The sequence below is a fragment of the Delftia sp. K82 genome, from assembly GCF_002193035.1.
GTDB lineage: Bacteria > Pseudomonadota > Gammaproteobacteria > Burkholderiales > Burkholderiaceae_C > Comamonas > Comamonas acidovorans.
The window spans coordinates 1,623,506-1,633,102 of the sequence record NZ_MYFL01000001.1; the positions used below are offsets into that span (position 1 = coordinate 1,623,506).

The following is a 9,597-nucleotide window of genomic DNA, read 5'->3' on the forward strand; positions in this document are numbered from 1 at the left end:
ACATGCTTCCATAAACATGGCTTTCAGCGCTTGATACACAAGCGCTGAAAGCATTTTTCATGGCCGATCGCGGCTGGGTGGAACACAGCTCCACCCACCCACCACATCGCCATGAAAACCCTTGTCCTTCGAATTGCCATGCTGCTGCTGACGGCGGCGGCTTCAGTGTCTGCTGGTGCAGTCACGGTATTCGACAACCTGGCAGCCGCCAATGACCCGTGGCTCATCCAGCACAACTCCAGCTACCACACCAACCTGTGGGTGGCCAACCGGATCCCGATTGGCAGCCAGTCGCTGCGCATCACGCAGGTGAAGATGAATCTCACCCAGATCGACCAGTTCGAGCTGCAAGTGTGCGCAACCGACGCCAGCGCCGCCACGCCGTTCGCGGACATGACGGCCTGCGCCCCCTTCACCGCCGACGCGGCCGTGCCAGGCATGCGCGTGTTCACGGGCGACCGCATCGTGGCGGCGGGCGACTTTGCCTGGGTGGTGGTGCGCAGCATCGGCCAGACCATGATCCGCCGCCAGATCACCACGGCCACCAATGACGGGCTGACCTGGTATTCAGGCGCAAGCCACAACCCGGCCTGGGTGGCCGAGCCGCAGACCTCCATCGGCATGACGGTCGAGGCCGGTTCCGTGCAGCTCGATGGCGTGTGCGGCAGTGCCAGCAGCGCCACGCCTCGCCGCTATCCGCCAGACGCCTTGCTGTGCAGCGTGGGCACGACCAGCGGCGTGATGGGTGAAACCTACTCCTTCTCCTGGGTGTGCCAGAGCAGCTACGGCGGCAACCCTTCGCCGCAATGCTCCGTGCCTCGCGCCTACCTCGTTACCTCCCAGGCCACGGGCGGCGGCAGCATCGAGGCGGGGCGCGATGTAGCGGCGGGGCAGCAGGCCAGCTTCACGCTCACCACGCCACCGGGCTATACGGTGCAGGTCAGCGGCTGCGGCGGATCGCTTGCGGGCAACACCTACACCACTGCGACCATTACCGGCAATTGCACCATCAGCGCCACCTTCGCCCCGCCGCCCACCAACGGCGCGTGTGGCAGCACGGCGCCTTCGCTCACCTTGCCAACCCTCTTGTGCAGCGCCGGTTCGGCCACCAACCAGTCTGCCGCGGCCGATGCCTTCCGCTGGAATTGCGCGGGCATCAGCGGCGGCACCACGGCCACTTGCCTGGCACCGCGCCAATACATGGTGACAGTCAACACGGATGCGGGCATTGCCAGCGCACAGTGCACCCCGAACCCCGTGACCCATGGCTCCAGCGCCACCTGCGCGGCCACGGTGCACGACCCTGTCGCCCGCCCCTTCAGCGGCTGGGGCGGCGCATGCAGCGGCACGGGAGCTTGCCAGCCCGTGGTTCTCGGGACTACCACCGTCTCTGCCAACACGACGCTCATCACCTACGCCATCACCACCTCTGCCACCACGGGCGGGGGCATGTCGTGCACGCCCAATCCCGTGCCCCACGGCCAGAGCGCTAGCTGCACTGCCACGCCGCAAACGGGCTTTCAGTTCACCGGCTGGACGGGCGATTGCGCGGGCACGGGTGCATGCCAGTTCACCAACGTGACCAGCGCGCACAGCGTGGGAGCCACCTTCACGCCGCTTACCTACGCCATCGCCACCCCCGCCGTCACCGGCGGCAGCGTGAACTGCACGCCCAACCCCGTGCGCCATGGGCAAGACACGATCTGCGTCGCCTCGCCCGCGATGGGCTACCACTTCACCCATTGGTCGGGAGATTGCTCGGGCACTGCCAGCGCGTGCATTCTCTACAACGTGACCAGCCCGCGCAGCGTGGGTGCCACATTTGTGCTCAACACCTATCCCATCGGCATCGTCCCCGCCCCGGCCAACGGCACAGTCACCTGCACGCCCAACCCCGTCACCCACGGCCAGGATGCAAGCTGCACCGCCACGCCCGATGCGGGTTACCACTTCACCAGTTGGTCGGGCGATTGCACGGGCACGGGTGCATGCCAGTTCACCAGCGTGACCGCGTCGCGCACCGTCTCGGCCACCTTCACGCCCAACACCCACTCCATCGCCACCCCCGCTGCCGTCAACGGCACGGTCACCTGCGCACCCAACCCCGTCACCCACGGCCAGGACGCAAGCTGCACCGCCACGCCTGATGCGGGTTACCACTTCACCAGTTGGTCAGGCGATTGCGCGGGCACGGGTGCATGCCAGCTCACCAACGTGACCAGCCCGCGCAGCGTGAGCGCCACCTTCGCGCTGAACACCTACCCCATCAGCATCACCCCCGCCACAACCAACGGCACGGTCACCTGCGCACCCAACCCGGTTAACCATGGGCAGGGCGCAAGCTGCACCGCCACGCCCGATACGGGCTATCACTTCACCAGTTGGTCGGGCGATTGCACGGGCACGGGTGCATGCCAGCTCACCAATGTGACCAGCCTGCGCAGCGTTTCGGCCACTTTCACCCACGACCCGGTCGATGCCACCTGCGGCTCAGCGGCCAATGGCGCTGTGGCCTTCAAGCCCAGCGCGAATCTATGCGCCACGGGCACGCCAGGGATCGTGCTATCCGCTGGCGGCCAATACAAATGGCAGTGCAGCGGTGAATATGGCGGCGCAGCGCAGCAGTGCAGCGCACCGTGGCAGAGTGCGGGCGGCAACGGCAATCTGGGGGCGGTGGAGGTGGACGGCGCGAACGGCTGGGAGATCAGCAGCGCCGCCTTTGCCTCCACCTTGCCCGCGCCCTTGCCGTCCCATGTGCGTGCGGTGCACGCGCCGCTGGGCCTGGTGCTGGGGCGTGTCGCTGGCAATGCAGATGCACAGGTGACCGTGCACTTCACCACACCAGTGCCGCAGGGGGCCGTTTATTACAAATACGGCCCCAGCCCCGACGGGCTGGGCTGCACCGGCGCTGCCTGCGCGCAGCCGCACTGGTATGCGCTGCCGGGCGCGCAGTTTGCGCCCGACGGCCTGAGCGTGACCTTCACCCTGGCCGATGGCGGCGTGGGTGACAGCGATTCCGTGCCCAACCAGATCACCGACCCCGGCATGCCCGTGCTGCTGGCCCCGCAGGCTATCCCCGCACTCGGCCCCTGGACGCTGGCGCTGCTTTCGCTGCTGGCGGCGGGTCTGGTGGCGGTGCGTCGCCGAGCGTTGGGCGGTTCTTGCGCACCGCTGATCAGAAAGTGAAGCCAAACTGTCACCAAGGCAAAGCCGCCCCAGTGACGGGTTTCAGATGAGTTGCCGGCGGGACACAGGGGCTCCGCAAAGTTTCCTATTGCGGCCCATGCATAGGCGCTGCCGAAACAGCGCCGCCGTTCAGTGTGTACAACTGGGGTCGAGGCGACTTCGCAGCTGTGTACCGTCATACTTCACGCAACGCTGAATCATTTGCACAGTTGCCATGTACACACTCCGCACATCACGTCCTGAAGATGGTGCCGCTCTGGTTGACCTTTGGCGGCGTTCCGTAGACGCCACCCATCACTTTCTCAGTCCCGATGATCGAAAGGCCATTGATGCCGAAGTGGTCGAGTTTCTGCCTCATGCGCCGGTGACTGTTGCTGTGGATGAACATGACCAGCCCCATGGCTTCATGCTGATCGATGGCACGCACATGGAGGCGCTGTTCATCGATCCGGATGTCCGTGGCACCGGCATCGGCCGCAGGTTGTTGCAGCATGGATTGGCGCTGCACGGGCAATTGAGCACAGACGTCAACATGCAGAACTCCCAAGCGGTTGGCTTCTATCAACGGATGGGGTTCGTTGAAACAGGGCGTTCGGAGGTGGATTCGCAGGGACGCCCTTATCCTCTTATTCACCTGCGACACCAGGGCTAGCTGGAGCCAAGCCGCAGCTCGCATGGGGCCTGCCTTGCAGCAGCAACCCCTTACTGTGGACTGCTGCCCCCCTGGTTGACGCTCAGATACACGGTCGGCAACCACCGTTTTGGTACGCTTTGAATTTGATGGATAGATGTCGCATCCCGGACGATTGCATAGACTCTAAACGCTATCCACTCTTCATGGCCCGAGCCGTTCTAAAGGAGTTGATAGAGTCCTTGCAATCCACCCAGGGAGTGAAGCCATGTTGATAGCCCTGCACAAGAACGCCCGCACCACGCCCGCCGTGCGTGCCGAGATCGCAGCCAGCGATGAACCAGCCAGCATCCTGGCCCAGCGCTTTGGGATCACTGAGCAGACGGTCTACAAGTGGAAGAAGCGCGATGTCTTTGCAGACCGCTCGCACACGGCCCATCGCCTGCAGACGGTGCTCACGCCTGCGCAAGAGACCGTGGTGGTTCACTTGCGCCGTACCTTGCTGCTACCTTTGGATGACCTGCTGGCCGTGACACGGGAGTTCATCTGTCCCCATGTCTCGCGCTCCGGGCTGGACAGGTGCTTGCGCCGCCATGGAGCGGGCAACCTCAACGCCCTCAAGCCCCAGGAGCCTGCGGTAGCCCACAAGGCCTTCAAGAGCTACGAGCCAGGCTACGTGCACATGGACGTGAAGTACCTGCCCCAGATGCAGGATGAGAGCAGCCGGCGCTACCTATTCGTGGCCATCGACAGGGCCACGCGTTGGGTGTTTGTGCAGCTCAAGTCCAACAAGACCGCCGCCAGTGCACAGGCCTTCCTCAAGGCGTTGCACAAGGCCTGTCCGATCAGGATCAACAAGCTGTTGACCGACAACGGCAAAGAGTTCACGGACCGTCTGTTTGCCAGCAAGGAACGCGAACCCAGCGGCAACCATGAATTCGATCAACTGTGCCGGGAGTTGGGCATAGAGCACCGATTGACCAAGCCCAGGACGCCCAGAACCAACGGCATGGTGGAGCGGTTCAATGGACGCATTGCGGACGTTCTGAAGACCCACCGGTTCAACAGCCGCGAGGACATGGAGGAGACCTTGCTGCGCTATGTGGCCTTGTACAACCACCAGTTGCCGCAGTCAGCGCTCAAGAGCAGTACGCCGATGCAGGCCATGAAAGATTGGTACCAGACCCACCCGCACCTGTTTCACAAGCGACCATATGATCGTACGGGATGCGACAGATAGACAACCAGATACAGGCATGAATTTGAAATTTAAGCGGCTCACTGAAGTTGATCCGGCTCACATTGTTTCGCTGAACAATAATCCAGATGTGCTGCGACAAATGCCGCTTGGAAGTGCGGATTTCGACCTGGCGAAAGCAAATGAATGGGCTCGGCAAAAGGATGCCCAGTGGCAGCAATACGGCTATGGGCCATGGGCGTTTGAAATTGATCAGCAATTTGCCGGCTGGGGCGGTTTGCAGTACGAGGAAGGTGATGCCGACCTCGCTTTGGTGCTTCACCCCAAGTTCTGGGGAAGTGGCAAAGCCATCTATCAAGAGATAGTGAAACGTGCATTCACTGGCTTGGGGCTGAACTCCATCACAATTTTGCTGCCACCTTCAAGAACCAGAATAAAAGGAATTCTCAAGCTGGGATTTCGGCCAGATGGCGTATTGGATATTGAGGGGACTCGTTTTTTACGCTATCGCCTGCATGCACCCGGCAAACCCGCTTGACCAGATATTTGAGCAGCGCGTCTTGATCCCACGCGCTCATACCTTGGCGAGGAAGGCCGCCGCATCACCCGCTTCACACTTCCAGTCTGCGAAGACCCCAACCAGATTGCATTCCACGCAGTGGCAAGCGATGTAGTACCAGCGCACGTCGTGTGTGCCCTCGTACACGGAGACACCGGACATCAGTTCGAACGTCTCGTTCTCGCACACGCACTCGTGTGCCTCGGGGGTGGCCTCTTCAACATATTCCGCGCTGTCGCCCATCAGGTGTTCCTGCCCGCAGTCGGTGCAGGTGCGGATGGCCACGCCGGCTTCCTCATCCGTCTGCAGCGCAAAAGTCCGGCACCCGCAATCGCATTTGGACGAGGCAAACCGGACGGCCTCATGAAGATTCGCAATGCTGTAGCTGCGCAGCTCGGCTTGGGTGTCGCCGGAAGTTGTCCCGTACCAGAACTCGCCCTTCTTCGTCAGTGCCATTGATACTGTTCCATTCTTCAAGTTGGGCCTCTCGGCAGACCTGACGCCAAGCTTTCCCGATGTTCCGGATTTTGCCTGATGGCACGGTGAATCGTCGCCAAGGGGCCGGGCCGAGGTGGACGCCGATAAGGGCTGCGGAAATCCATGGATGCTGGTTCTTGGAGACTGCAGCCAGAGACCATCCAGTTCAGCTGTTGATCGCCGCCGATGTTCGATGTTGAAGCTCCTGTGTCAGCTCTCAGCCTGAGACCATTGTTCGGAAACCTGCAGCTGCCGGCTGCTCCGCAGCGGTTGCTGCCGCCCAGGGCCTCCTCGCGAGCTCGCTGCCGGTGCCGCGCGTCAGCAGCCGTGAGCACGCTTGTGCGAAAGGAAGAAGCGCAGCATCTCGGCGCTGGCGTCGATTCCTCCTGGCGTGGTGTAGCTGCCCTCTGAGCTGCCGCCGGACCATGCGTGGCCTGCGCCATGCAGTTGCCAGTGTTCAATGGCGGTACTTCCGTCGGCCGCGACATAGGCAGAGCGGGTGAATCGCTGGCGGTTCGGCGCATGGCCCTGGATGACGCGAGGTGCGCCTTGGGGACTTTGCGCGCTGCGTGCAGCATTCACCACGGCCGCGCCGTTGTCGTGGTGCACCGTCGTGTCGGCATCGCCGTGAAACACGATCACTGGACACACGCTGGGACCGCTGGCCGAGCCTGATGCTGCGCCTCTTCGCATCGCCTCAAGGGCTGATGGCAGATTGGACGCAGCACCGGCGGGCAAGCCCGAATGCACACCCACGGCGGCGAACAGCTCAGGATAGGTGCGTCCCAATATGTCCGCCATTGCACCTCCCGCCGATAGTCCGGCGACATAGACACGCGATGCGTCCGCGCCATGGTCAGCCACCACCTGGCGTGTGAGGCCCGCCAGCAGTGCTGGCTCGCCCCGGCCCCGCTGCTGATGCTGGGCCTTGAACCAGTTCCAGCATTTTTGCGAGTTCGCATGCTGTGTTTGTTCAGGATAGAGCACCAATACACCAGCCCTGCGTGCCTGGTCATTCATGCGCGTGCCGGCGGCGAAGTCTTCCGGCCCTTGGGTGCAACCGTGCAGCATGAGGACGAGCGGCCGAGGCCCCGCTTCAAGTGCACTGCCTGGCGGCACATACAGCCGATAGGCCAACTGCCGGCCTCCGTGCGAGTAGCTGCCGCGCAGCCATTGCTCGTCGCTGGAGGTGTCTGCCTGCGATGAGCCCGCAGGCACGGCGAGTTCGGGAGCATCGTCGATGAAACGGGCTTCGGCATCGACGATCCAGCCTTCTTCCCTGTGACTGGTTGCGGCTGTCTTGCCGTGGGGCGCGGGCGCGGGCGCGCTTTCGCCTCGCAACGTGCGCTGAATCAGCTCGGTTGCTTCCAGCAAATTGCCAGTGCGCGTCAGGCGTGTAGCCTCGCCCAGCATGTCGTGAAAAAGCTGTTTCATGGAATGGTTCTCAGGTAATGCGGCCGGCCAGAGCGGCACGAACGGCGGGGCTGGCCTGGAGCGCTCCCAGCACCGTGATGGATTCGATGGTTTCTGCGGCCAGCTGCGCAGGCACGTCCTGCGCGATGCTGGCCAAGCCCAGCACCCGGATCTGCAGCTTTTCCCCGGCAGCCTGCACCCGCATGAGATCGGCCTGGGAGAAATGCTGCATACCCAGGACCAGCATCTTGCGGGCGACGACCTGTTGCAACGCGTCCGCGTGGCTGCGCAGGTGATTGCGTATCGCTGTACGGATGAAATCACTGCGGTTTGCGTAGAAGCCTTCGGCGACCAGCAGGTCGATTTGGCCCAGGTCGACATAGCCCAGATTGATGGTGAGCTTCTCGGATTCGCTCACGCGAGGGGTGGAGGTGGTTGTGGCCATGGAACATCCTTATGCCATCCATATGGATGGTTTGAGGATGGTTTCAAGGTCTGATGTTTCAATTTGGCGCTGCACGTCGTGTGGTGTCCGGTGGACGGGCTCTCCAGCGTGTCCGTTGCCATCATTGCCCTGTCACGTCTGGGCCGTAAGGTGGCCGAGCCGGGCCACCGCGCCCGGCGTTGCTCAGCCATGCGCCAGGAGGCTCCATGCAAGATTTGCAGGCAGGCTCGCCGCACGGCCCTTGCGTTTGGGGCCAGCCCGGCGAACGGTTCAATACCTGGAGTCATCTGGCAGCCCTGCCCGTGGGCCTGGCGGCCAGTGTGGTTCTCATCTGCGAAACGGTGGCCGGCGGCGATGCGCGCAAGATTGTGGGCGCTGTGGTGTTTGGCCTGTCTCTGGCGGCGCTGTTTGGCGCATCGGCCCTCTTTCATGGCTGTACCGGGGTGCGCAAGCGTTTCTGGCAGCGCGTCGACCACGCCTGCATTTACCTGCTGATTGCCGGCAGCCACACGCCCTTTGCCTTGATGGCGCCCCCTGGCTTGTGGGCTTGGCTGCTGCTTGGCGGCGTATGGGGGCTCGCATTTCAGGGTGCGATACGTGCACTGGGTTTCGATTCGCCGCCGCGCCTGTCCCTGTACATCAGCCTTGGCTGGCTCAGCTTGGGGGGCGCGGTGCCGGTGGCCTTTCGCCATGGTGCGCAGACCCTGGCCTGGCTGCTCGCCGGCGGACTGCTCTATTCGGCAGGAACGGTGTTCTACCGTCGTCTGGCGAGCATGCGCCACGCGCACGGCATCTGGCATCTGTTCGTGGTTGCCGGCAGCGCCTGCCATACCGTCGCGGTAGCCGGTTTGCTCGCCTGACCTCCTGCCATTCATGGCTTCGACACCCTGCCGTCCTGATGAGGCTGTTTGCTTACGCAATTTCGGCGGGGCGGACCTCATCGAAAATTCTGGCATGGGCTTAAAACATGGTCGAGGCGGGGTGCATCTATCTCTTCCTCATCTTCGAGGAGAAGGCCATGACTGCATCGATTTCACTGAGGTCACTGCTTGGCAGGCCTCAGGACCCTGATCTTGCCGATCAGGCGGTCCCAGGGCACGGCGTTCCTTCGCAGGACCCCGACCAAGCAGCACAGATTCGAATGGGCAAGGCAGAGGCCTTGCGGGAGTCCAAATCGACCATGGTGGCCGGCTTCATGATTTTTGGCGCAGCACTGGGGTCTGTACTTGGCGCGGCCGTGGGAGGACCGGTTGGAATATTCGTTGGGGGCGCCGTCGGTGGCCTGGTGGGCGCCGGATGCGGGGAGGCGGCTGGAGCCACGTGGATCAAACACAAGGATTGATGGACCGGCCGAATGCAGAAACCCGTCCTTTGCGTCCATTGAAATCAAAAAGGGCCCGAGGGCCCTTTTTCGTTACGGAGCGGCTGGATTACTGCTTCGGTTGCCCTTGATGGGCTTGCTTCTTTTGCTCTTCAGCGGAGCCCGGCTGATGCTGCTTGGGAGCAGTTTGCTGTGGCTGGGGCTTGCTGGGCTGGCCAACGGGCTGCTGGCTTTTGCCTGGCGTGTTCTGGGAAACGGACATGTGAAACTCCTATGGTCTTCAAAAGCCAAGATGGCTCCTGAAAGTCCACTGTGTTCCTGGTCCAGGCGATGGGATGTAGTCAAACCGGCCGCGGACAGATTATGT

10 protein-coding genes are annotated in these 9,597 nt (G+C 62.7%); 6 read left to right on the top strand and 4 right to left on the bottom strand.

Annotation, left to right across the window (positions count from 1 at the left end; all coding sequences use genetic code 11):
- The first annotated feature begins 111 nt into the window (after positions 1-111).
- The 4 genes from KDK82_RS07035 (at position 112) to KDK82_RS07050 (ending at position 5,553) form a co-directional block, all read left to right on the top strand.
- On the top strand, positions 112-3,186 hold the full coding sequence (locus KDK82_RS07035; RefSeq protein WP_256974404.1) for a choice-of-anchor U domain-containing protein: 3,075 nt from the start codon (positions 112-114) through the stop codon (positions 3,184-3,186).
- Positions 3,187-3,400: 214 nt separating this feature from the next.
- Positions 3,401-3,838: an acetyltransferase gene (locus KDK82_RS07040; protein WP_088164390.1), complete on the top strand. Its 438-nt coding sequence runs from the start codon at positions 3,401-3,403 to the stop codon at positions 3,836-3,838.
- Positions 3,839-4,085: 247 nt separating this feature from the next.
- The gene (locus KDK82_RS07045) at positions 4,086-5,057 is read left to right on the top strand and encodes an IS481 family transposase (RefSeq protein WP_024570529.1); all 972 of its coding nucleotides are present in this window, start codon (positions 4,086-4,088) and stop codon (positions 5,055-5,057) included.
- Positions 5,058-5,073: 16 nt separating this feature from the next.
- Positions 5,074-5,553 carry a GNAT family N-acetyltransferase gene (locus KDK82_RS07050; RefSeq protein WP_088164391.1) on the top strand — a complete coding sequence of 160 codons (480 nt, stop codon included), beginning with the start codon at positions 5,074-5,076 and terminating at the stop codon, positions 5,551-5,553.
- Between the two features lie 36 nt (positions 5,554-5,589).
- On the opposite strand, the gene KDK82_RS07055 is transcribed toward KDK82_RS07050, so the two are convergent.
- The 3 genes from KDK82_RS07055 to KDK82_RS07065 all read right to left on the bottom strand — a co-directional run bounded on the left by KDK82_RS07055 (position 5,590) and on the right by KDK82_RS07065 (position 7,909).
- Positions 5,590-6,030, bottom strand: a complete 441-nt coding sequence (locus KDK82_RS07055) for a hypothetical protein (RefSeq protein WP_013801890.1) — start codon at positions 6,028-6,030, stop codon at positions 5,590-5,592.
- A gap of 339 nt (positions 6,031-6,369) precedes the next feature.
- Entirely contained in the window at positions 6,370-7,485 is a 1,116-nt protein-coding gene (locus KDK82_RS07060; RefSeq protein WP_088164392.1) for a PHB depolymerase family esterase, read from the bottom strand.
- 10 nt (positions 7,486-7,495) lie between these two features.
- Complete coding sequence (locus KDK82_RS07065; protein WP_013801892.1) at positions 7,496-7,909, bottom strand: CopG family transcriptional regulator; 414 nt, start codon at positions 7,907-7,909, stop codon at positions 7,496-7,498.
- A 206-nt stretch (positions 7,910-8,115) separates the two neighbouring features.
- Between KDK82_RS07065 and KDK82_RS07070 the strand changes: the two genes are divergently transcribed.
- Positions 8,116-8,769 carry a hemolysin III family protein gene (locus KDK82_RS07070; protein WP_088164393.1) on the top strand — a complete coding sequence of 218 codons (654 nt, stop codon included), beginning with the start codon at positions 8,116-8,118 and terminating at the stop codon, positions 8,767-8,769.
- 158 nt (positions 8,770-8,927) lie between these two features.
- Positions 8,928-9,251 carry a hypothetical protein gene (locus KDK82_RS07075; RefSeq protein ID WP_071957174.1) on the top strand — a complete coding sequence of 108 codons (324 nt, stop codon included), beginning with the start codon at positions 8,928-8,930 and terminating at the stop codon, positions 9,249-9,251.
- An 88-nt stretch (positions 9,252-9,339) separates the two neighbouring features.
- On the opposite strand, the gene KDK82_RS32645 is transcribed toward KDK82_RS07075, so the two are convergent.
- Positions 9,340-9,492 carry a hypothetical protein gene (locus KDK82_RS32645; protein ID WP_013801894.1) on the bottom strand — a complete coding sequence of 51 codons (153 nt, stop codon included), beginning with the start codon at positions 9,490-9,492 and terminating at the stop codon, positions 9,340-9,342.
- Positions 9,493-9,597: the final 105 nt, after the last annotated feature.